24 protein-coding genes are annotated in these 20,297 nt (G+C 44.6%); 4 read left to right on the forward strand and 20 right to left on the reverse strand.

What is annotated here, in order from left to right; translation table 11 throughout:
* Window positions 1-2 precede the first annotated feature (2 nt).
* From ACE01T_RS10220 to ACE01T_RS10310, 19 genes are all read right to left on the reverse strand, one after another.
* Window positions 3-611 carry a phage tail sheath C-terminal domain-containing protein gene (locus ACE01T_RS10220; RefSeq protein WP_395519226.1) on the reverse strand — a complete coding sequence of 203 codons (609 nt, stop codon included), beginning with the start codon at window positions 609-611 and terminating at the stop codon, window positions 3-5.
* Complete coding sequence (locus ACE01T_RS10225) at window positions 601-1,176, reverse strand: glycosyltransferase family 2 protein (RefSeq protein WP_395519227.1); 576 nt, start codon at window positions 1,174-1,176, stop codon at window positions 601-603. Before ACE01T_RS10225 ends, ACE01T_RS10220 begins: the two co-directional genes overlap by 11 nt.
* A gap of 6 nt (window positions 1,177-1,182) precedes the next feature.
* Window positions 1,183-2,226 carry a phage tail sheath protein gene (locus ACE01T_RS10230; protein WP_395519228.1) on the reverse strand — a complete coding sequence of 348 codons (1,044 nt, stop codon included), beginning with the start codon at window positions 2,224-2,226 and terminating at the stop codon, window positions 1,183-1,185.
* A 111-nt stretch (window positions 2,227-2,337) separates the two neighbouring features.
* Window positions 2,338-3,315, reverse strand: a complete 978-nt coding sequence (locus ACE01T_RS10235; protein ID WP_395519229.1) for a phage tail-collar fiber domain-containing protein — start codon at window positions 3,313-3,315, stop codon at window positions 2,338-2,340.
* A gap of 10 nt (window positions 3,316-3,325) precedes the next feature.
* Entirely contained in the window at window positions 3,326-3,850 is a 525-nt protein-coding gene (locus ACE01T_RS10240; protein ID WP_395519230.1) for a phage tail protein I, read from the reverse strand.
* Window positions 3,843-4,742, reverse strand: coding sequence for a baseplate assembly protein (locus ACE01T_RS10245; RefSeq protein ID WP_395519231.1), 900 nt, complete (start codon window positions 4,740-4,742; stop codon window positions 3,843-3,845). Before ACE01T_RS10245 ends, ACE01T_RS10240 begins: the two co-directional genes overlap by 8 nt.
* Window positions 4,739-5,104: a GPW/gp25 family protein gene (locus ACE01T_RS10250; RefSeq protein WP_395519232.1), complete on the reverse strand. Its 366-nt coding sequence runs from the start codon at window positions 5,102-5,104 to the stop codon at window positions 4,739-4,741. The genes ACE01T_RS10245 and ACE01T_RS10250 overlap by 4 nt, the downstream gene beginning before the upstream one ends.
* Window positions 5,097-5,633, reverse strand: coding sequence for a phage baseplate assembly protein V (locus tag ACE01T_RS10255; RefSeq protein ID WP_395519233.1), 537 nt, complete (start codon window positions 5,631-5,633; stop codon window positions 5,097-5,099). The genes ACE01T_RS10250 and ACE01T_RS10255 overlap by 8 nt, the downstream gene beginning before the upstream one ends.
* An 81-nt stretch (window positions 5,634-5,714) precedes the next feature.
* Entirely contained in the window at window positions 5,715-6,554 is an 840-nt protein-coding gene (locus ACE01T_RS10260) for a DNA adenine methylase (protein WP_395519234.1), read from the reverse strand.
* Between the two features lie 43 nt (window positions 6,555-6,597).
* Window positions 6,598-6,711, reverse strand: a complete 114-nt coding sequence (locus tag ACE01T_RS10265; protein WP_130147321.1) for a Com family DNA-binding transcriptional regulator — start codon at window positions 6,709-6,711, stop codon at window positions 6,598-6,600.
* Window positions 6,708-7,145 carry a phage virion morphogenesis protein gene (locus ACE01T_RS10270; RefSeq protein ID WP_395519235.1) on the reverse strand — a complete coding sequence of 146 codons (438 nt, stop codon included), beginning with the start codon at window positions 7,143-7,145 and terminating at the stop codon, window positions 6,708-6,710. The genes ACE01T_RS10265 and ACE01T_RS10270 overlap by 4 nt, the downstream gene beginning before the upstream one ends.
* A complete protein-coding gene (locus tag ACE01T_RS10275; RefSeq protein WP_395519236.1) occupies window positions 7,146-7,541 on the reverse strand; it encodes a phage tail protein in 396 nt (131 codons plus the stop codon).
* 3 nt (window positions 7,542-7,544) lie between these two features.
* Window positions 7,545-8,135 (reverse strand): N-acetylmuramidase family protein, encoded by a 591-nt coding sequence (locus ACE01T_RS10280; RefSeq protein ID WP_395519237.1) that lies wholly within the window; start codon window positions 8,133-8,135, stop codon window positions 7,545-7,547.
* 11 nt (window positions 8,136-8,146) lie between these two features.
* Window positions 8,147-8,518: a hypothetical protein gene (locus ACE01T_RS10285; protein WP_130147329.1), complete on the reverse strand. Its 372-nt coding sequence runs from the start codon at window positions 8,516-8,518 to the stop codon at window positions 8,147-8,149.
* A 39-nt stretch (window positions 8,519-8,557) separates the two neighbouring features.
* Complete coding sequence (locus ACE01T_RS10290) at window positions 8,558-8,761, reverse strand: tail protein X (RefSeq protein WP_130147331.1); 204 nt, start codon at window positions 8,759-8,761, stop codon at window positions 8,558-8,560.
* Window positions 8,758-9,156, reverse strand: a complete 399-nt coding sequence (locus ACE01T_RS10295; RefSeq protein ID WP_130147333.1) for a head completion/stabilization protein — start codon at window positions 9,154-9,156, stop codon at window positions 8,758-8,760. Before ACE01T_RS10295 ends, ACE01T_RS10290 begins: the two co-directional genes overlap by 4 nt.
* A 3-nt stretch (window positions 9,157-9,159) precedes the next feature.
* On the reverse strand, window positions 9,160-10,017 hold the full coding sequence (gene gpM, locus ACE01T_RS10300) for a phage terminase small subunit (RefSeq protein WP_395519238.1): 858 nt from the start codon (window positions 10,015-10,017) through the stop codon (window positions 9,160-9,162).
* Complete coding sequence (locus ACE01T_RS10305) at window positions 10,017-11,042, reverse strand: phage major capsid protein, P2 family (protein ID WP_395519239.1); 1,026 nt, start codon at window positions 11,040-11,042, stop codon at window positions 10,017-10,019. The genes gpM and ACE01T_RS10305 overlap by 1 nt, the downstream gene beginning before the upstream one ends.
* A 26-nt stretch (window positions 11,043-11,068) precedes the next feature.
* Entirely contained in the window at window positions 11,069-11,947 is an 879-nt protein-coding gene (locus tag ACE01T_RS10310) for a GPO family capsid scaffolding protein (RefSeq protein ID WP_395519240.1), read from the reverse strand.
* A 113-nt stretch (window positions 11,948-12,060) separates the two neighbouring features.
* On the opposite strand from ACE01T_RS10310, the gene ACE01T_RS10315 reads away from it, so the two are divergent.
* The 4 genes from ACE01T_RS10315 (at window position 12,061) to ACE01T_RS10330 (ending at window position 16,778) form a co-directional block, all read left to right on the forward strand.
* Window positions 12,061-13,866 (forward strand): terminase large subunit domain-containing protein, encoded by a 1,806-nt coding sequence (locus ACE01T_RS10315; protein ID WP_395519241.1) that lies wholly within the window; start codon window positions 12,061-12,063, stop codon window positions 13,864-13,866.
* Window positions 13,863-14,921: a phage portal protein gene (locus tag ACE01T_RS10320; protein WP_130147341.1), complete on the forward strand. Its 1,059-nt coding sequence runs from the start codon at window positions 13,863-13,865 to the stop codon at window positions 14,919-14,921. The genes ACE01T_RS10315 and ACE01T_RS10320 overlap by 4 nt, the downstream gene beginning before the upstream one ends.
* Before the next feature lie 996 nt (window positions 14,922-15,917).
* The gene (locus ACE01T_RS10325) at window positions 15,918-16,196 is read left to right on the forward strand and encodes a hypothetical protein (RefSeq protein ID WP_180080685.1); all 279 of its coding nucleotides are present in this window, start codon (window positions 15,918-15,920) and stop codon (window positions 16,194-16,196) included.
* A gap of 30 nt (window positions 16,197-16,226) precedes the next feature.
* The gene (locus ACE01T_RS10330; RefSeq protein WP_395519242.1) at window positions 16,227-16,778 is read left to right on the forward strand and encodes a hypothetical protein; all 552 of its coding nucleotides are present in this window, start codon (window positions 16,227-16,229) and stop codon (window positions 16,776-16,778) included.
* A 78-nt stretch (window positions 16,779-16,856) separates the two neighbouring features.
* Here ACE01T_RS10330 and ACE01T_RS10335 read toward each other — a convergent pair whose 3' ends face one another.
* Window positions 16,857-19,088, reverse strand: coding sequence for an NADP-dependent isocitrate dehydrogenase (locus tag ACE01T_RS10335; protein WP_180082751.1), 2,232 nt, complete (start codon window positions 19,086-19,088; stop codon window positions 16,857-16,859).
* Window positions 19,089-20,297: the final 1,209 nt, after the last annotated feature.

Genomic DNA, 20,297 nt, shown 5'->3' on the forward strand with positions numbered 1-20,297 from the left:
CGTTATGCTGCGTTATTAATTAGCTGGCCAAAGTCAACCAAATAACGGTCGGTAATACGCTGATTGAGACCTAAGTTTTCCAGTGTTGGAACTGGGGTGTAGTCGTAATCAATCCACATTAAGCCTTGCGACAAGCCTTCTGTTGTATTCTCAGCTTCGTCGTACCAAACTGAGGCGCCAATGAGGCGCTTGGCAGTCACATGCTCGGTCAACTTGGCATTGATCGAATCAATAATATCTTTGGCCAAAAATGGTGTCAGAGGCTGGTCAACGAAGGGAAAGCAGCCATTGATGATGGTGTCCAGCAAAAACTGTGCTGTACGTGTTGCCACTTCAAATGCAAAGCGCGGATCATCAGAACAATTGCGATTGCCCCAATAGCGTGCCCCATCATGAAAAATCATGGTGGTGATGTCATTGCTGTTGAGATAGCCTGCATCTGTATCAGGATCTTCAAGATCCCATGTGATTGGCTGGCTGATGCCAGTTGGCCCAGCAACAGCAATATTTGAAAGTGATTTGTGCCAGCCGACTTTTTTATCAGTCTCGGCACGTAATGCAGCGGCAACGACGGCAGCCGTTAAAATGCCTGGTCCATATTTATAGGTCATGGTTAATCTCCTTTTGTTGATTAGGAATTGGCGCCAGTTCACAATCCATATGCAGCAGTTTTGCGCCATCTTTTAAGCAACGGAGAACAAAATCACCATCATCGGTGCGACCAGTGTCTCGATATCCCCCCACTTTCTTAAATAAAGTGCGATAAACACCAATTCTTCCAGAGCGTCCATCAAGAGGTATTGCCGTATTCTTAATAATTTGGCCCGCTTTCAGCTGAAGCAAAAGCTCATGTGCGTTATCGATGAAGTTATCGGCGTCTAAATTGAACAAAATTTTTCCAGTGCCCATAGCATGAGACAAATTTTTTACATAACCGCAGGCAAAATCACTTCCGTCTATTGGCTGATAATCATCATGATGGGTTTTAACTTTTAAACGCCCATCAGCAATATATTCTGGAAAAGCTTCATTTAAATAAGGTTCAACAGTGTCATCGTTATAAGCAAGGATACATAACTCAAATTCACCAACTTTGGTAAATGATAAATTGTGTTCCAATGTTTGCTTGAGCTGCCAGAGCCTGCCTTTGCATGTTGTGCAATATGAAATTTTCATTTGTCATTATTCCTCAGTCTTTCTAAGAATCAGTGACCAAATCTTAGTTGCTGGGTCAATAATCGGTATTGAACCATACCGTGGGGCTGGGTATTTATTAGGAAATTCTGTGGTCAGACTTTGTGGGATAAATCGTAATTTATATTCTCCCACCCCACTTAGTCTGATATAGCCATTTCCACCACTATCTTCATAAGCACTAAATGGAAGATTATGATCACCGATTATCTGTTTTAGTGATCCATCTGCTGTGTTGTAATAATCTTGACCTTGCTCAATACCTGTTGGGGTCGTTTGCTTGTAGAGCACCCCATTTACCTCTAGCTGCCATTCAATATCACTCATCCAAGTCAAGCCAAACCAACCTGAATATTCTATGTAGTCACTGATATTTTCATCAGGGATGGAGGGGAAAGGCGGTAAAGGAGGTGTAGCCTCGTTGCTTTGAGTGTCTCCCAAAAATACATTGCCGCTAGTCCACTCTGGCCAAATGAGTTCAATTTCACGGAATGCCAATTTTTCACGATAAATAGTGACGTCTTCGGCAGTTGGAAGTACTTCAGCAGCCTCATTGCGGGGCGTGATGTACGCGTATGCGCGAAGTTTTTTACAAATAGCCCCCAAAGCATTTGCCACATCGATGGTTTCAGTATCGGAAACGCAGATAATTTTTGGCGTAATTCCCAGCACTGATTTAACTGTGAGTAATGCCAGCAGGCCTGTGCGCTGGCCAGATTCATCTGTTGTGCCAATCACACGTGATTGAGTAAAACCATCAACAAAAGGATTGAGAATACGAATTACAACAAGCGTTGGAGAGGTGATTGCAGAAATAATTTCAAGATTTTTGCGTAAATTGCCTTGTGTACCAGCCTTAGGTAAGACGCGATTGATTGATGTGACTAGGACAGGTTTATTCAGCGGAAAGGTCTCTTCATCCGCATCGTCTGCATAAGCCAAAATGGCAATGGTATTGGTATCAGCATTGCGGATAGGGATTTTTCCCGAAGCCGTTTCGCGGGCAGTGATACCATGGTGAAATTCAGTCATGATGACTCCATAAAAGTGGAATTACTTTTGAAGTCATCATGAATTGTGGAAGATTTTTATTCTATGAATTGAATCCTGATTAAGCTTTAAACAGGATTTTACAGAAAATGATTATGCGGTCCGTTTCCATACGTCAACAATGATGGAAGGTTGAATGTTGTTATGGGCTTGACCACCGCCATTTTTTTTAATCGTCATATTCGTATATTGTGCAGCAGTAATATCCGAAGTCTGAATATAGCTTTTGTTGTAACTGGGTGAGGCTGCTCCTGCAGGATTTGTACCGCTCAAGCCATCGCCATCACTTGGTGTAATGTCTCCTAATGAAGCCACAAGCTTATTGTAGGGTGAACCTTCATCAATATGATCATGTTCTGGCATTTCAGATTTTGTTATTTCATGTTCATATTCACCATCAGATTCGCCAATGGTTTTCATGAACTCTGGAGCGAGTTCATTAGCAGCAGAGGCACGTGCAACAAGAGCATGACCATCTCCAAATTTTTCCCAGATACCATATTTTTTATGTTCAGCTACGGCTTCAGAATCGATAAAATTTAAAGTTGTGATGAATAAATCACCCACTTGAATTTCTTCCTTGCTTCTAATTTCTTCCATCAATTCATTAAATTTTTCTAATACCCAGGCTTTATCTGCAGAAATGATGAACGGATTGATTTCAATGAGCGCTTCAGCGCCAGCTGAAGCTTTGATGTCAATGACAATTTCCAGTTCACCACCAGCGCCTTCAGCAATGACCGGCTTATAGGCTCCATGATAGTTGCCGATGTAAACCAGCTGCCCAGATGCATCTTTTAGGCCGATCTCATGAATATTAAAGCCGCCGATATTTGCGGGAATAATGGCTGAAACAGTGGCAATGCCATCCGCAATTTTTATTTCGCGGATTTCGACTGCTGCGGTCTGATGAACCAGCTGGATTAAATCCTTTTTGTCTACCGGCAGGTACGGGATGTCATTTGCATCGCCTATGACCAGTTCTGTCAAATTGATGGTTTGCACATGATGGGCTTCAGCCACAAGCTGACTACCATGGTCGGTGAGGGTGACATAATATTTTGCAGACATAGCGCTCTCTTTAAATACTTTCCAAATGAATTCGGGTGCCGGCAGTGATTGAGCCGGTGATATAGAAATCACAGTCCGTTTTGACTTTGGCTGAAATTGAATAATTGTCCCGGGCCGATTTAGTCGCATCAATTGCGGTCTGCACCTGCAGCAGCTGTTCAATTGAAAGCAGGTGCTGTGTGCTGATCATGACAACAAAAGTGAATGGCTGCTGCGGCGGCTGGAACTCATGCCATGCCTTCAGCTGGAAATTGGCGACTACGGTGCTGAGCAGGCTGGTGATTGATGAGCGGGTTCCCCGCTGAGCATTGAAAGACTCGCTTTCACGGATGGCATTGCGTTTTTCTGGCTCACTCCATTCGGGCTGCCAATATTCAACCCGGTGCTGCCATGCCAGCCAAGGCAAATGAGCTGCAGGACAACTGTCGATGCGGTGTAAATCAATAAAAGGAACAGCAAGCGAAGAAATTTTTTCACCTAGTTTCTCAGCATTTTTTTCCAGTTTGGTGGCATTTGGCGGAAGCAGGCTAGACATCGCGGAACTCCACAATACTGATGGTGATGCCGGTGCATTTTGAATAGCGGTTTTTCGGCAGGACAATGTCCGCCGGCGGGCTGTTGAGAATGACATTCTGTACGCCGCCCTGGTGCAGCGCCCGGAATAATCCGCTGCGGGTCACGTCATAGCCCAATGACGAAATTTTTTCGATATATTTGCTGGCATCAGCTTCGGCAGCTGCTTTGACTACGGCAGAGTCAGGGCCGGGAAACATCACCAATGTCGCATTCAATACCCATTCCGCCGGCGTTGCGGCTTTGACATGCACATAGTCGGTCAGCGGCCGGCGCGTTTCAGCATCCAGCGCCTGATCAACACTGTTGAGCAAGTCCTGCGGCGCAATTTCATCAATATGGCTTTGCACCCAAATATTGACATGGCCTTCTTTGGGATTTTCGACAGCAATATCCTTGACATGGCCATGCGCGCTTAAGCCCCAGAACTGATACGCGCCGGTGGAACCCGCCGCCATGCTTTCAGGCTGCAGATGCACGCGGCGGCGCAGATCCTCATCGGATTCCATGACCGCCGGAACCGGCGGGTTTGCATTCGGCTGGGCCGAAATAATGGTTTTGCGGTATACACCGCGGTTTGCGGCCAAATGATCTAAGTCGGCTTTCTCAGCATAGGCCAGCATCAAGGCTTTTGCCTTGGCGTTGATTTGGCCGGTTTTAATCAGGAAGCGGTAGGCAAAGGTCTGCAGCAGCTTGACCAGCGGTTCACTTTCAAACTGAAGGGCCTCTTCAAGTTCAGGGTCTCTTGAAATGAGATCCTGCTTGCACGCTGAAAGTTCCGCCTCAAAGTCCAATGTTTCCAGTACATCAGGAAAAGGCAGTGATGACAGATCTACTCTGTTTGCAATGCTCATGCTGCTGCTCCAATCGTATAGTTTTTCTTAAAAGACTGTTCTTGGCTGTATTGCAAATAAGTGCCGATCAATGTGATGTCCCATGCATTTGCGCTGCTGGTGCTGCTGACCTGAACCTGCTGGATCTTGATGCGCGGTTCAAAACGGATGATGGCTGTTGCGGAGGCGTTCATAATTTTCAGTTTGGTAATATCATTGCCGGGCTGGTCAATGAGCGCCGGCACTAAAGAGCCGTAATTCCTCCGGCATAAACGTGTGCCGAGTAATGTGCTCAGCAGGTCATACAGCGATTGCTTCAAGTGCTCCGGGAGTCCATCATCTGAAATGCTGCGCCCTGTGTGGCGCGACATGCCTTTAATCATTTGTGTCTCCAGTCGGAAGGGGGGAAGCTGTTTGTCCTGGTCCATTCATGACATTTGGATGAGGGTGTTTTACAAGGCTGACTTTTTTTGCAATAACATCAACATTCGAAGAAATAGTTTCATCAGAATGTACGGTGCCTGTAAATATGGTTTCAGGGACATCAAACGTGCATTTGTTCAACTTGAATAAGGCTTCGCCGGATTGAATATTGACGCTGAAGGCATGCTCGCCCAGCTGCACAAAAACTTCATTCGGATCGGTGTTTGGCGGCGGAAATGCTTCGGAAAAAATGCTGACTTGCGGAATGGCGCTGGTGAGCTCACCGCCTTGCGCTGCAACTGAAAATTGTTCTCCCAGCGATGGGCACCGCCAGATTGTGACAGCACCTGCAGCCATCGCTGGGATGGGAATCCAATCCGTTTCATTTTCATCAATTTGAAGGCGCATTTTCCATGCAGGCGCATCCACAGCAATGACAGTGCCGATGCTGGCCAGATTTTGAAATTGTCTTAAAAGTTGATTACTCATGCTCATATAAACGTAAATTGCCCATGACGGATCATGGGCAATTTAATTTGAGCAGGCGAGGGGTTGAATCCTGCTTAACGCTTAATCAGGAATTTCAAAATTGGTGATAATGATCTCTTTGCCATTATTTTCACTTTCAGATTTTGCATTGAGAGACCAGCGGATCTGCCTGGTCGTAAAATAAAAATCGGCAAAAATTTCTCTGACCTCAGGTACATCATTCAGGCTTAAAATAAACTTGCCCTTAATGCCTTTGAGCAAATCACGCAATTTTAAGAAGTCATCACGGCTAAAAATATCTTTGCCATAATATTTTTCGCAATTGTAGTAAGGCGGATCTAAATAAAATAAAGTGTCAGTCCGATCCATTCTTTGAATTAAAACGTCATAGTTCCGGTTTTCAATATTCACTTTCTGCAGGCGCTGATGAATTTTTGATAAAACTGTTTTTAATTCATCTCCCAGCTTTAAATGCGGCTGACGTTCTACATGCGAGAAATAGTTTGGGTCTGCAATTTTTGCTCCGAAGCATGTGCGAAGCAAATAGTAGAAGCGCGCTGCGCGTTGAATATCTGTTAAAGATTCACTGCATTCAGCTTTCAAACGCTCAAATTCATCGCGGCTCAATAGTTGTGTTTCAAATTCTTTTTCCAAGGCATCAGGATGATATTTGAAAACGCGGTATAAATTGATTAAGTCCCCGTTTACATCATTAATTGTTTCAAGTGTTGATGGGGATTTTTTAAAGAGCACCCAGCCAGCGCCACCGAACACTTCACAATAATGTTTGTGCTCAGGCATCATCTCGATGATAGTTCTGGCAAGTTGTGACTTACCGCCGAGCCAGCCCGAAAATGAGCGGCCTGAAGCGTTGTAGCTTGGTTTTGAAAGTTCTTGGTTTGGGTTAGTTGTCGGGGACATTTGTCATCTCCGTTGGTAGCTCTAGGCTATCTAACCTGACGCTCTAGGCGTTCCAATGATTGACCACTCGGCAGCGAGGGCATTTTATTTCAAGTTTTACTGTGACTTTTTCAATGCGGCATAGTAATTTTCCGCACTTGCATCTAAGTTCGATCATATTAATAGGAACTTTTGTACTTCTGATTGAATCCAATTTTCATCATCTTTGCTGAAACCGACCAATTTCCGAATAGGGTATTGAGTGGGTTTTGCATATTTATTCGGCTTAATATTTTCACCCTCTTGGTGAACTTTGGCCACAAATGCGGTACGCCCACCAAAGCCAACGGCAGCATGCTCAGATGAATATTCCGTTTTAAGTTGCTTTCCAATGTTTTGAAACAGCGCACCTTGACGCTTAATCCGACCGATCTGATTGCGCTTGCGTGGAATGAATCGATAGCCATCAGGATCACGCTGTTGCTTGATTCGATCACGATGCCGAACTCTTAAACCTTGAGCCAGTCGGCGCATTAACTCTCGTCGTTGTCCTGGTTCTAAACGCAGGGCAATTTGGTCAAGCCAATGGTTTAAGCCAACGATTGCATCCATTTATTCAGTTCCTAATGGGACAAATTTATCCTGGTCATCACTCCAGACCATTTCGGGGCAAATATGGTATCCATTTTCACCCGAAACAATTTTGTCACGCTGCGAGAAGTCAATTTCAAGGTCAAAGGTATTAGTATCAATAATTTCGCTGCTAAACGAAATCTGAATGTCCTTTTTTGCCGCATCTAAATGCAGATTTTTAGACTGCAGCCAATTGCGCAACAGCATCAGGACTTCCACTGGATCACCGCGATAATCCAATAATAAAACCCGTACTGTATATTCCATGTAGCCTTGAGATTGGCTGCCATTCACAATGAGTAAATGGCATTTATCTTGGCTCATTTCAGGCAATTTTTCTGCAAGAAATGATTTCAAAGGGATAAGGGCTTTCATCGCTTAAGCGCCTTCTGAAAATTTTTTATATGCATTGGCCAGCTTTACATCGTAACTGTTTTTTCCGAACGCTATGCCATTGTAGCCTCGCGCAAATGCTTTCCAGTCCTTATTTTTCAGGGCATTGATCAGGCCATTCACTTTAATGTAGCGGCACATTGCATCAAGCTGTGAAGCTTCGTCTTTATACATTGCATTGACGAAAGTCTGCAGAGAATTATAGCCAAGCGATTTCCAGTGATAGCCCATCACCTGTCCAATGCCCCAAGAGCAGGATTCCAGCGCCGATTCACGATGATATTCAGCAGCCGCAGCCAAACGGCCATGCTGCGCAGAATATAAACCATAGCCGCCTGACGTTTTGCTGCAGAGATTTGGCTGTTTAATCTCCATTTTTTCCACAATGCTGAATAGCTTGCCGGCGATCAGGCGCTGGCGCATCACATGGCGTTCAAAGAGAATCACTGGAGTATTGTCAGCGTTGAATCCAGATCCGCGGCATTCCACTTCATGAATGGCCTGAAGCACTGCTGGCTCAATGCCCAATTCGGCTGCTTGCTGCTGAATTTGCGCAATCGTAATTTTTTTTGACATGAGCGCCTCCGCTATTTGAACAGCGCAATAAATGCGGCTTTAACTTCAGAAATAACCGCGGCAGCCGGCTTGCCTTTCATCAGCTGCAAGGATTGGTAGCTGATGCCGATCATCAGCATGCCGAATACTGCAAAAATCAGCATCACAAAGCCTTGCGACATCAGCGAGTAGCCGGTCAGCCGGTAATATTCAATGAAAGCTGAGCCGCCATATAAGCTGATGGCCACGCTGATCGCAAATTTTAATATCACGCCGACTGTAATTTTGATACGGCCCTGAGTATCAATATCGCCGCTCAAGATAAGCGCCAGAATTGCGCCTAAAATCGCCGCCACAATTTTGAGCAGCCACGGTAATCCTTTAATTGAAATAGGATCGTTCATCGTTTTCCCCTTGGGGGAAGCTATGTGCTCAGACATAACTTAGTCCCATAATTTAAGTGTTTGTGCGGTTTGAGCCTGAGCCGGTTCAGGCAGCTTTATAGCCTGATGCTCGGCTAAAAAAATGCCGTCCAGCTCAGGATTCAACTCAATCAGTGCGGGCAGCATATCCACTGAATTGTTCTTGAAGTAGCGGTCAGCTACAGCATCCAGCGTGTCGCCCTGCATGGCGTAGACGGCAGTCATACAAGCTTGACCCGGTTGCGTTTTTTGCCGGTTAAATCGGCAATGGTGTGATTCACGATTCTGCGCAGGGACTGCGCTTTCGCCTGCTGATTTTCACCGCGCGTTTGCCCGGCGGCTGCGGTGTCAAAATCCAAGTTGTCTTCACAGATCAGCGCTGCTGCCTCATAGCACACCGCGCGCCTGTATTTACGGATCTGCATGTCTGATTCGATTTTCAGCAATAAGACCTGGTCATTGATGCAGTCCATCGCCAGCAGAACTTTTTCAGCAAGCAGATCCTCACCTTTGGATTTGTCTAAACGAACCGTTCTAAGCAAGTCTTTGATGCTGACAGCCGGGCGGTCATCTTCAGGGTTTTGAACAGTAAACTCAGGAACAGGTTCATTCAGCAGCATGGCTTACTCCGCAGGCGCATTAGAGTCGGTGGACGCAGGAACTGACGCATCTGCTGCCGGAGCATCAGGTGAATCAGCCTGCGAGCCGACAGCGGCGTCGGGAGACGACCCGGTTGGCTGGCGGTTCAATAGCTTCTCCAGCTGTGTCACCTGTTTGACACAGCCGGCTTTAGGGTTGAACCGCAGCGCATTCTTGTAGGCATTCAAGGCTTCAGCCGGCTGGGCTTCTTTCAAAGCCTCGCCTAATGCCCGCCAGCCTTTGGCGCGGACTTCATCCACCATGTCTTCGCCGGTGCCGATTTCAATCAGCTTTTCAATCAAGCCGGTATGGGCCGCAGCAAGGTCACGGTCATTGATGAAGTCCTGAGCGCACTGCTCAGTGATGAATTCTGCAATGCTGCGGGCATGGCCTTCCGGCATCACCATTTCATTCAAAATGGCATATTCAGCAATGCGGACAGCCTGCTCATATTCGCCGGCATCCGCAGCCCAAATCATTAAGCGGACTAGGGTGTGATTCTGCGGGGCCGGTGAAACCGCCAGGCTGCCTTCAATGTATCCGGCATATTCAGGCAGCCATTCCGCCTTTTTGGCAATTTTGTCCTGAATTGATTTAATGTCTTTCAGCTGATTGAGCTGGCTGAACAGGCGCAGTTCAATGTTGCCTGCAGGATTTCCCGCTGCCGAAGAGGCTGCTGTAATTTCAGCCGGAATCTGCACAGACCGGTCGCCTTCAGGCGAACCGGGATCGATGCCCATGATGAATTTTTTCTTGCGCAGGCGCGGATCAAGGTTTTGCGACATTTTTGCAGCTTTTTCAGCCAGCTTGCGTTCACGGCTTTGGCGCATTGAATTTGACATTATGCTACCTCTACGTTTTCGATGAGGACGCACTTTGTGTAGTCTTCGATCACAAAGTCTTCATTCACTGACTGGAAGTCAACTGCGCGGTCCCATTCCGGCTGCTCGACGATAGAGCGGTTCAATGTGCCTGACTGCAGATAGATTGAAAGGTTGTCTGGCGTGGTGATGAGAATCGTTTTTGCCGGGAACTTCGGCACATGCAAAGCCTGTAAAGTGCCGAGCTGCTTATTGGCGTAAATTGTCCGCGCAGCCAGCTGTTCTGTCGGATCTTGGATGGCGTTCAGCAAAGGCAGGTATTTATCGCTCAGAATGCCGCGCCCGCAGATTGCGATCAGGCCGCTGTCGCGGTGCTGCTCTGCGATATATTCTTCAACTGCAAATTCGACCAGTCCATCGACGGTTTTGAATTCCTGCCCCGCGCCAATTTTAGTGACCATTTTGCCTGTGCCGTCGTCGACACCTTCATAATGCTGCTCAGGCGCATTGTCGCGGATCTTCTGCAGCCAGCCTTTTTTGACATCCTGCAGCAGCGGATTGGCAGCGCGGTCAGAGGTTGGCGCGCGGTACAGGCCGTTAAAGCCAATGCACAGCTTATCCAAGGCGATGGCGTTAATTACCATTGCCTGCAGCTTGGTTTTAAAGTCAGGGTGGTGCTTCCATGCATTCAGCAATGACCAGTAATAGGCCACATCATAGTTGGTCTGAGTGCAGTCATATTCGTCCAGCAAATCCAAAGCGCCAACAGGAACAGGGCTGCGGGCTTTAGTTCGCGTATCGGTAGTCCCTGCAACAGTTGTTCCGATTTGCAGGCCAATTTTTTCACCTTTGGCATTGTCGACCGGAAAAATATTAATCTGCTTCAGGAAATCCGCAGACTCCTGGTAAGCGGCGATAATTTTCTGCTCAGGAACAGGCTGAACAGCGAAAGTGTATTTTGCATCTTCAACGCTATTTGCACGCGCAATGTCTGAGATGTATGAAGAAAGTTTTGTCCGCGCAATTGGACTTAAAACGACTGCCATAATTGATTATTTCCTAAATGATTGAATTAGTATGAAACTTGGTCAGTATCGCCGCCGGGTGAAGCAGGCGGATTATTGACGGCAGTCGTTGAAAGCTGGTCGAATTTTGTTTGCAGGCCCTGAATCGACAGCAGGATCGGCGCCAGAGCCTGGCTGAACTGGTCTTGCGGTGCGCCGGCCTGCGGCTCTGTTCCGGCGGCCGGTGCCGGAGCTGGCGCAGGGGGCTTTGGCTGGCTCAGCTGATTGAATTTTTCATTCAGGTCTTTAATGCCGTTCAAGGCAGTCACCAGGCCTTGCGTGACCGTGGCTTGAAAGTCATCAGGCACGGCAGCCGGTTTCGGCTGAGCGGGTGTCAGCATTGTTTTAAGCTGTTCGAGAAAGCCTTTCTGTTCTGTGGAAACAGGATTGCTGTTTTCAGCAGGAGCTGCCGGAATGGACATAAAAATCTCCGCATTGGGTTGAGTGCGTACTGCAAATTGATTGGCTGAAAATTTGATAGGTTCAGTGCCGAGTGAAGCCGGGCTATCGGTGAGGCCAAGGCCGACCTGATAGGCGATGCCTGTCCCGGCAAAGTTGCGGTAGAATTCAATGGATGGATAAATCTTCTGGCCTTTTTTATTCATGGCTACAAAATTCGGCAGTGCTGAAATGGTGTTGTAAAGTGACCATTTGCCGTTTTCTTCTACCGCTTCAACTTTGATGATGTCGCCATAAGCATTGAAGGGCGGTTCCGGCGACCAGCCGGAAAAATGCTCAAGATTAATGCGCGCGCCATATTTTTCCAGACTGTAGCTTGAACCCATCTGCTGAATTTCCTGCGCAGTCAGTTCACGGCCATCGACTGTCTGGCCTTCACGCGCAACACGGAAGCGCTTTTCAACACGTCCTTCTCCTGCAAGTCCCATACAAATTTCCATCTATGTTTCTGATGTATGCAGTCTGCTTGCGCAAAAAAAATGCCGCAATGCGATGAATCCTGTTTAACGCTTAATCAGGATTTTTCAATTTGTGGCCGGGCATGGCTTCAGTCAGCATGGCTGGCATGAATATAAGCTCTCCAATTACATTCGACTTAATGAACCCAAGGCAGCATGGCCGAATCCTGTTTGCTATGGGCATGTCTGTATCTGAAATTGCCAAGCAGATCGAAGAAAACCGCTCCACTGTTGAAAGCTGGAAGCAGCGTGACGGCTGGGAGAAAGCGGATCTGTTTGACGATGTCACTTTAGGCTTGAAAATCCGCTTTATGGCTTTGACGTTTATGGACGGAAAGAGCAATGCCAACTACAAGGAAATGGATTTTATCGGGGTTCAGTTTGAGCGCTGGGCGCGGATCGAACGCTACCGTGCAGGCGGGAATCAGGCGGATCTCAATCCAAAGCTGGAAAACCGCAATGACAAGCCGCGCAAGAAAAAACTTAAAAACCAGATTACGGAAGATGATTTAAAGCTGCTGGAACAGGCATTCCAAGATTTCCTGTTTATTTATCAGCAGGAGTGGATGCAGGCGATTGATGAAAGCGACATCTTCATTCTGCTTAAATCGCGCCAGATTGGCGCTACCCACATTATTGCGCTGTGGGCTTTGATTGACTTGCTTAAAACAGGCAAGAATAAGATTTTCATGTCGGCATCCAAAGCGCAGGCCTACCAATTTATCGAGTACATCAAGGCCTTTACGCTTGAGGTTTGCGGGATTGAATTGACCGGTGATCCCATTGTGATTAACGGCCCGGAGAAGCAGGCGACGGTTTACTATTTGGGCACAAACGCGCTGACTGCGCAGGGCCGGCATGGCGATGTCATCATGGACGAATTTTTTTGGATTCGTAAATTTTTACAGTTCAAGAAAGTGGCCAGCGCAATGGCATCGCAGAAAATGTATAAAGAAATTTATATGTCCACGCCTTCCAGCATCCTGCATGAAGCCTATAAATTCTGGACGGGGACGGACAGCGGCAGGAAGCTGCCGGTTGAAATCGATGTCAGTAAAGCTGCGCTGAAAATGCCTGTCAAATGCGCGGACGGCAAGACCCGCCAGATTGTGACATTGGCCGATGCTGAAGCCAAAGGCTGTGACCTGTTTGACCGCGAAAAACTGCTTAATCAATATGGCGATGATGAGTATTCAAATCTCTATGACTGCGAGTTTATCGATGATTCCGGCTCCTATTTCCCGCTCAAAATCATCACGCCGAACATGGTGGATTCATGGCAGGTATGGAAAGACTTTAAGCCGAATGAAACCCCGCATTACCGCGGTGAAGTCTGGCTGGGCTATGACCCGTCATTCACTGGGGATAATGCTGCGCTGGCGGTAATTGCGCCTCCGAGAACTCCGCTTGAACCCTACCGCATTCTTGAGATTAAGCAGTTCAAAGGACTAAGCGCCCAAGAGCAGGCGCTGTATATCAAAAAGGTCTGCGGCCGCTATGACGTGACGTTTATCGGGATCGACAACACCGGCAACGGTATTGCCGTTGCAGAGCATGTCGCCAAATTCTTTCCGGCCCTAACCCGCCTGAACTATAACCCTGAACTTAAAATCCGCATGGGTTTAAGAGCCAAGGAGCTGCTGCAGAAAAGGCGCCTGCATTTTGATGCCGGCCTGACAGCGGTGGCCAAAGCCTTTCTTTCGATTAAGAAAGCGCTGACCAGCGGCGGCGGCAACAAAACCTTGATCACCAGCCGTTCTGCAGAGAACGGCCATGGAGATATGGCTTGGGCAATTATGAACGGTTTAGAAAATGCCCCAATCGTTGATACCACTGATGCATCACAGCAAGGCGCGCAACGCAGCCGAATTCGAGTATTTAAATCATGAACTTAAGAAATCTGCTTTCCCAAACGCTGAACAGGTTTGGCGCCGCGCCATCATCGCCTGAACCGGCAAACAAGGCTTCAGTAATCTGCCGCAGCTTTGGACAGCCTGAGCCGGTACTGGATGGGCATGCCTTGTTTGAATACGGCTATTGCCCGAAGTGGCAGGACTGGTATGACTTGCCTTACGACATGCTGGCCACGGCAAAACTGTTCCGGGCAACCAGCCACCACACCAGCGCATTAATTGTTAAGCGCAATATCCTGACCAGTGATTTTATTCCGCATCCTTGGCTGAGCCGGCATGAATTCAATGCCCTGGCTTTAAACCTGCTGACTTTTGCGAACTGCTATGTGCATGTCAAAAGAAATCTTTTCGGCGGGATCGTCGGGCTTGGATCTCGGCCGGCGCTGAATATGCGCAGGGGCTTGGATTTGAAAAGCTATTTCCAGCTGGACTATGATCAAACCAATAATTATGAGTTTGCGCCGCAAGACATGATTCACCTGTTTGAATCGGATATCGGCCAGGAAGTGTATGGCGTGCCGAACTATTTAAGCAGCATCAATGCAATTCTGCTGAATGAGTCAGCAACGCTGTTCCGCCGGCGCTATTATAAGAACGGTGCGCATGCCGGTTTTATTCTGCACATGACAGACGCATTGCAGACGCAAGGTGATGTTGATGCTTTAGAAGATGCGCTGGAAAACTCCAAAGGCGCAGGCAACTTTAAAAACCTGCTGCTCTATACGCCAGGAGGAAAAGAGAAGGGGGTGAATGTTATTCCGCTGGCTGAAGTAGCCGCGAAAGATGAGTTCTACAATATTAAGATTGCCAGCCGGGATGACCAGTTGGCCGGGCATCGGATTCCGCCTCAGCTGATCGGCGTAGTTCCGCAGAATGCCGGCGGTTTCGGGGATGTTGAGAAAGCCGCCAAAGTTTTTTATTACAATGAAATTGTCTATTATCAAAATCTGCTGAAGCAAATCAATGAAAGGCTGGGGACAGAAGTAATTCGATTCAAAGAGTATGAGCTTCTATCTGCGAATGCAAAGTAAAAGGTCATCAGTATTTTATAATAAATATATTTAAAATTATGTGGTTATAGTGTTTTATTTGTTGATTCAACTTAAGCCGATGCAGCCTGCATCGGCTTTTTTTTGCTTGGATATTCTCATCTCATGGCTGTTTAGCCAGCTCTAATCGTTAAATGTAAAGTCAATCCTGCAATAATCTTTTTCACAAAACTTCCCTGTGTCCGAAGGCAAAACGCAGTCTCCTCTCCCGCCTGCGCAGTTCCTAAATGTCGCGTTTTAGATGCAACAGCATAGAAACCCTAGCCCTTGTGGTTTAAAGGGCTTAGACGTGATCCTATGCCTATCCAGTGACGCAATTTGATGCGCATAGATGCAGATTAAGTTTATACAAGGAAAATATCATAATTTGACTATAGGTAGATTTGAGGTTACTCAGGTTACCTACATGTTTTTAATGGTTTAACTTTATGATTATTAATATTATTTTTGGTAGCTTGTACAAAGTTACTAAAGGTTACTTTTTTAAAAATTTAAAAATATAGTCATAGAAAACAATATCTTATTAAATTCATTAAGTAACCTGTAAGCTAAGCTACAAGTAACTTAAAGTAGCTTAAAAGTAACTTTAAAAAAAACATAAATTCTTCAATGATTATATATAGTTAAGTATATAAAAATATTTTAGTAACCTGAGTAACCCAAAAATAAACTGATTAGAAAATTAAAAATTAAAGCAAATAAAAAGTGCTCTTATATAGCAGCGGCAGGGAATATGCTGATGCATTTTTTCTGATATAGGTTTCCACAAATATCCACAAATATTCATTTAGATTATGAAAATTAAGCTTATTTTGGTTCCGACCCTCGGGACCAAGATTTTGAAGAACCCCAAGCATATTAAGTCTTGGGGTTTTTTATTGCCTGATGATTAATAAAAATTAATATAATATATTTTTAGAAATATCTATTGGTATTCTTTTTATAACTTAAATTAAAAACTATTCTTTAGGATATATTATGGGGTTGAACGGTATTCAGAAAATTGTATTTATTATTGTTGCTCTTGTCGTATTAATTATTGCCTGGTGTATTTTTCCTTTGTTTTTCAAGTGGGTTATGGGGGAAATCGGGGCTAAAGAAACTGAATTAAAGGATTTTGGAGCTTTAGGAGATATATATGGAAGTTTAAATACACTTTTCACGTCAGTTACATTGCTTATTGTTATGTATTCAGCTTATTTGCAGCGTAAAGCAAATAAAGAATCAAAAGATTTGACTAGAAAGCAATTAGAATAGAGTGAATTCTCTTTAATTCAACAGTTAGAGATGATTCAATCAAATCATAAAGAACAGATGGAAGAGTTAAAAAAATCTAATTTCGATTCTAGATTTTATTCATTAGTTTATTATAAAAATGATTTGTTAAATGCCATAAAAGTCAAAGATCATCAAAGTGTTGAAACATCGGGGTTACAAGTTTTTGATGACATAAGTTCATTTTTTATAACTGAATTATCAAAATTCGATAAAGAGATAGATCTTAATATTTTAAAAACTCACTATCATGAATATCTTGTGAAAATTAATAATAAGAAAGCAGTGCTTTCAATATATTCATATTTTAAAATTTATAAAAGTATTTATCTCCTTGTAGATAATGCGGGTCTCACAGATAAAGAAAAAAATTTATACATGAACGTCTTGAAAGGATTGATATCAACATCTGAGCAAATGCTACTTTTTTTTATAGCTCCATTGTATCCCGATCTTTTGGAAGATTTTAGAGGGAGAGAAATATTTAACAATTTTAAAATTAATAATGTATCGCAGTATGTTGATCAGTTTTATGATGCATCATACTTTAATTTAGAGTCTTAAAGTTTTTGATGACAATAAAAAACCGGCGCCTAAACGCCGGTTTTTTACATCACTAACTTTCGTCAGTTCTGGAAAAGCTTAGATTGAAGCAAGTGCAGCATTAAAGGTAGCACTTGGACGCATTACTGCATTTACTTTCTCTTGATCAAGAGCGAAGTAACCACCGATATCTACAGCCTTACCTTGTACTTCTGCAAGTTCAGCAACGATTTTCTCTTCGTTTTCGGCAAGTGCTTTCGCAAGAGGAGCAAACTTCGCTTTAAGCTCAGCATCTTCGTCTTGTGTAGCAAGCTCTTCAGCCCAGAATTTAGCCAGGTAGAAGTGACTACCACGGTTATCTAGCTCGCCAGTACGACGTGATGGAGACTTGTCATTGTCAAGCAATTTACCAGTCGCAGCATCAAGTGTCTTCGCAAGAAGTTTCGCACGAGCGTTGTCTTCTTTAATGCCCATTTCTTCTAATGACACTGCAAGTGCCAAGAACTCACCTAAAGAATCCCAACGCAAGTGGTTTTCTTCTACAAGTTGTTGTACGTGTTTAGGTGCAGAACCACCAGCACCAGTTTCGTACATGCCACCACCGGCCATTAACGGTACGATAGACAACATTTTTGCAGAAGTACCCAGTTCCATGATTGGGAACAAGTCTGTGAGGTAGTCACGAAGAATGTTACCTGTTACAGAAATGGTATCCAGACCGCGAGCAACACGTTCAAGCGTATAACGCATTGCACGAACTTGAGACATGATGTGAATGTCTAAACCAGTTGTGTCGTGATCTTTCAAGTATTTTTGTACTTTCTTGATTAGTTCATTTTCATGTGGACGGTACGGGTCAAGCCAGAAGATCGCAGGCATGCCAGAGTTACGTGCACGAGTTACTGCAAGTTTCACCCAGTCACGGATCGGAGCATCTTTCACCTGACACATACGCCAGATATCGCCTTCTTCCACGTTTTGTGACATCAACACTTCACCTGTTTCAAGGTCAGTGATGTTCGCAATACCTGCTTCAGGAATTTCGAATGTCTTGTCGTGTGAACCGTATTCTTCAGCTTTTTGTGCCATCAAACCAACGTTTGGCACAGTACCCATGGTACGTGGGTCGAAGTTACCATTCCATTTACAGAAATTGATCATTTCCTGGTAAATACGTGCGAATGTAGATTCAGGCATGACTGCTTTAGCATCATACTGTTTACCATCAGCACCCCACATTTTACCACCGGCACGGATCATTGCAGGCATAGAAGCATCTACAATGATGTCGTTAGGAGAATGGAAGTTGGTGATGCCTTTAGCTGAGTCAACCATCGCCAGTGCTGGGCGGTGTTCTTGACACGCGTGCAGGTCACGGATGATTTCGTCACGCTGTGACTCTGGTAAGGTTGCAATCTTTTCGTAAAGATTAGCCATACCGTTGTTTACGTTAATGCCTAATTCGTCGAACAGTTTACCGTGTTTTTCAAATGCATCTTTGTAGTAAATTTTCACACAGTGACCGAATACAATCGGGTGTGAAACTTTCATCATGGTTGCTTTAACGTGTAAAGAGAACAAAATGCCTGCTTCACGGCAATCTTCAAGTTCTTTTTCATAGAAATCGCAAAGCGCTTTCTTGCTCATGAACATTGAGTCAATGATTTCACCATCAAGCAAAGCAAGTTTCGGCTTGAGAACAATGCTTTCACCAGACTTGGTGATGAGTTCCATTTTTACATTGCGTGCACGGTCAAGTGTCATTGATTTTTCACCGTGGTAGAAGTCGCCTTCATCCATGTGTGAAACGTGAGTTTGTGACCATTGTTTCCACTCGCTCATTGAGTGCGGGTGTTTTTTCGCATAATTTTTTACAGCAGTCGGCGCGCGACGGTCAGAGTTACCTTCACGCAGAACCGGGTTTACAGCAGAACCGAGGCATTTGCTGTAACGTGTTTTAATTGCTTTTTCTTCCTCAGTCACCGGGTTTTCCGGATAGTCAGGAAGAGCGTAGCCTTTCGATTGAAGTTCCTTGATACAAGCTATCAACTGGCCAACTGACGCACTAATATTTGGGAGTTTAATGATATTAGTGTCTGGGTCTTGTGTGAGATTGCCAAGCTCTGCCAGGGTATTCGGTACTTTTTGCTCATCGCTGAGGAAGTCCGTAAATTCTGCAAGCACACGTACGGCTACAGAGATGTCTTTTTTAACAATCTCTACACCAGCTGGCTTGGTAAAGGTTTCAATGATCGGCAGCAGGGAGTAGGTCGCCAATAGTGGCGCCTCGTCGGTCAATGTGTAAATGATTTTTGACTTTCCACCAGCCATATATAGCCCCTTGCTTTAGATTGAGTTTGTCAGTACCGAGCTTTTGGCTCAGTTCTGCGAACCGGTTTGCTTAAATAAAACATTAAAAGTATTGGCGCTTATTTGCACCTCAGCCGAACAGCAATATCTTGCATATTGGTCTTTGGCTGAAAATTTGTATACATCAGTGTTGTTCACCAATCCCCCTATTCTACGTGAAATTTAGTTATTTTTCGAATCGGGGTGAGGCTTCCGGTCTCTCATGTGGCAACTCCCCGTATTTGGTCATATAAGTAGAGAATCTTGCTTAATAAGTTATATAATTTATTATTATCAATAACTTATTTGTATGAATACCTCCTGCATAAAAAAAAACCGGCGAGCGATTTTTTGCCGATTTATAAACTAATTACTTAGGACATGTTGGGTATCATGGAAATAAATTATCTAGCGGGGAAGAAGAGGTAAATTTTTCTTAGATTGATTGGACAATTATTTGGGGGAGATAAGCATTTATTATTGTTATTCATGACTGCGCTGAAAAGTGTGCTGGCAACAATCATAATCATTACTGTCATCGAAAATGGGTTGCAGATCTGATGTAAAAGAAGAAGTTAAATAAATGAATAGCTGTTCTGAGCAGCAGTATTTGAACAGGACAGTCCTAGAGAAACAGGAAATGCGTTAAGAGGGAGACTCAAAAAAACAGCAAGGCTAAAAAAGATGATTTTTCAATTTTTGCGCAAGAAATATGGCAATTTGCTCTACGATGATTTCTGTAACATAGAGTATGCCTGAACAATTGAATGATGAGCTGATCAATTGTGCCGTGTTTAACAAATGGATGATGAGCTAAACACTTAATCATCGGACTGTCCCGATGAAAACTGGAAACCATGCTATTGTAGTCAAATGTTGATTAAGGATAGCTTTAGATTTTCGCTTCGAGTCCGACCCTCGGGATATATATTCAAACAATATAAGTGATTAATAATAGATTGGTTTTTTATTGTTTGAATAGAATTGCGGTATGCTTTTGATGCCAAGGTGAAAACTAGAGTCAATATTGGGTATAAATTGTCACTGTTTGTCTTTATTCATTGTCTTCAATATGAAACTTTGTTAATAAGTATCAACTAAAAAGTAAACATGTATTCATTACCAAAACCCTTTGAAATCTGCCCAACCCAACGCTCTATTTGATCTGCCTTCATCACCTTAAAATCCCGC

This window comes from Acinetobacter uliginosus, assembly GCF_044130295.1.
Lineage (GTDB): Bacteria > Pseudomonadota > Gammaproteobacteria > Pseudomonadales > Moraxellaceae > Acinetobacter.

Bases quoted from the DNA above. Each gene is read 5' to 3' on its own strand.
- ACE01T_RS10295 (WP_130147333.1), bottom strand. From the start codon at position 9,156: ATGCTGCTGAATGAACCTGTTCCTGAGTTTACTGTTCAAAACCCTGAA.
- ACE01T_RS10305 (WP_395519239.1), bottom strand. From the start codon at position 11,042: ATGGCAGTCGTTTTAAGTCCAATTGCGCGGACAAAACTTTCTTCATAC.
- ACE01T_RS10285 (WP_130147329.1), bottom strand. From the start codon at position 8,518: ATGAACGATCCTATTTCAATTAAAGGATTACCGTGGCTGCTCAAAATT.
- ACE01T_RS10275 (WP_395519236.1), bottom strand. From the start codon at position 7,541: ATGAAAGCCCTTATCCCTTTGAAATCATTTCTTGCAGAAAAATTGCCT.
- ACE01T_RS10250 (WP_395519232.1), bottom strand. From the start codon at position 5,104: ATGATTAAAGGCATGTCGCGCCACACAGGGCGCAGCATTTCAGATGAT.
- ACE01T_RS10235 (WP_395519229.1), bottom strand. From the start codon at position 3,315: ATGTCTGCAAAATATTATGTCACCCTCACCGACCATGGTAGTCAGCTT.
- ACE01T_RS10325 (WP_180080685.1), top strand. From the start codon at position 15,918: ATGGGGTTGAACGGTATTCAGAAAATTGTATTTATTATTGTTGCTCTT.
- ACE01T_RS10335 (WP_180082751.1), bottom strand. From the start codon at position 19,088: ATGGCTGGTGGAAAGTCAAAAATCATTTACACATTGACCGACGAGGCG.
- ACE01T_RS10220 (WP_395519226.1), bottom strand. From the start codon at position 611: ATGACCTATAAATATGGACCAGGCATTTTAACGGCTGCCGTCGTTGCC.
- ACE01T_RS10255 (WP_395519233.1), bottom strand. From the start codon at position 5,633: ATGAGTAATCAACTTTTAAGACAATTTCAAAATCTGGCCAGCATCGGC.
- ACE01T_RS10260 (WP_395519234.1), bottom strand. From the start codon at position 6,554: ATGTCCCCGACAACTAACCCAAACCAAGAACTTTCAAAACCAAGCTAC.
- ACE01T_RS10310 (WP_395519240.1), bottom strand. From the start codon at position 11,947: ATGGGACTTGCAGGAGAAGGACGTGTTGAAAAGCGCTTCCGTGTTGCG.
- ACE01T_RS10315 (WP_395519241.1), top strand. From the start codon at position 12,061: ATGGCTTCAGTCAGCATGGCTGGCATGAATATAAGCTCTCCAATTACA.
- ACE01T_RS10230 (WP_395519228.1), bottom strand. From the start codon at position 2,226: ATGACTGAATTTCACCATGGTATCACTGCCCGCGAAACGGCTTCGGGA.
- gpM (WP_395519238.1), bottom strand. From the start codon at position 10,017: ATGTCAAATTCAATGCGCCAAAGCCGTGAACGCAAGCTGGCTGAAAAA.
- ACE01T_RS10245 (WP_395519231.1), bottom strand. From the start codon at position 4,742: ATGAGCATTGCAAACAGAGTAGATCTGTCATCACTGCCTTTTCCTGAT.
- ACE01T_RS10225 (WP_395519227.1), bottom strand. From the start codon at position 1,176: ATGAAAATTTCATATTGCACAACATGCAAAGGCAGGCTCTGGCAGCTC.
- ACE01T_RS10320 (WP_130147341.1), top strand. From the start codon at position 13,863: ATGAACTTAAGAAATCTGCTTTCCCAAACGCTGAACAGGTTTGGCGCC.
- ACE01T_RS10270 (WP_395519235.1), bottom strand. From the start codon at position 7,145: ATGGATGCAATCGTTGGCTTAAACCATTGGCTTGACCAAATTGCCCTG.
- ACE01T_RS10265 (WP_130147321.1), bottom strand. From the start codon at position 6,711: ATGATCGAACTTAGATGCAAGTGCGGAAAATTACTATGCCGCATTGAA.
- ACE01T_RS10240 (WP_395519230.1), bottom strand. From the start codon at position 3,850: ATGTCTAGCCTGCTTCCGCCAAATGCCACCAAACTGGAAAAAAATGCT.
- ACE01T_RS10330 (WP_395519242.1), top strand. From the start codon at position 16,227: ATGATTCAATCAAATCATAAAGAACAGATGGAAGAGTTAAAAAAATCT.
- ACE01T_RS10290 (WP_130147331.1), bottom strand. From the start codon at position 8,761: ATGACTGCCGTCTACGCCATGCAGGGCGACACGCTGGATGCTGTAGCT.
- ACE01T_RS10280 (WP_395519237.1), bottom strand. From the start codon at position 8,135: ATGTCAAAAAAAATTACGATTGCGCAAATTCAGCAGCAAGCAGCCGAA.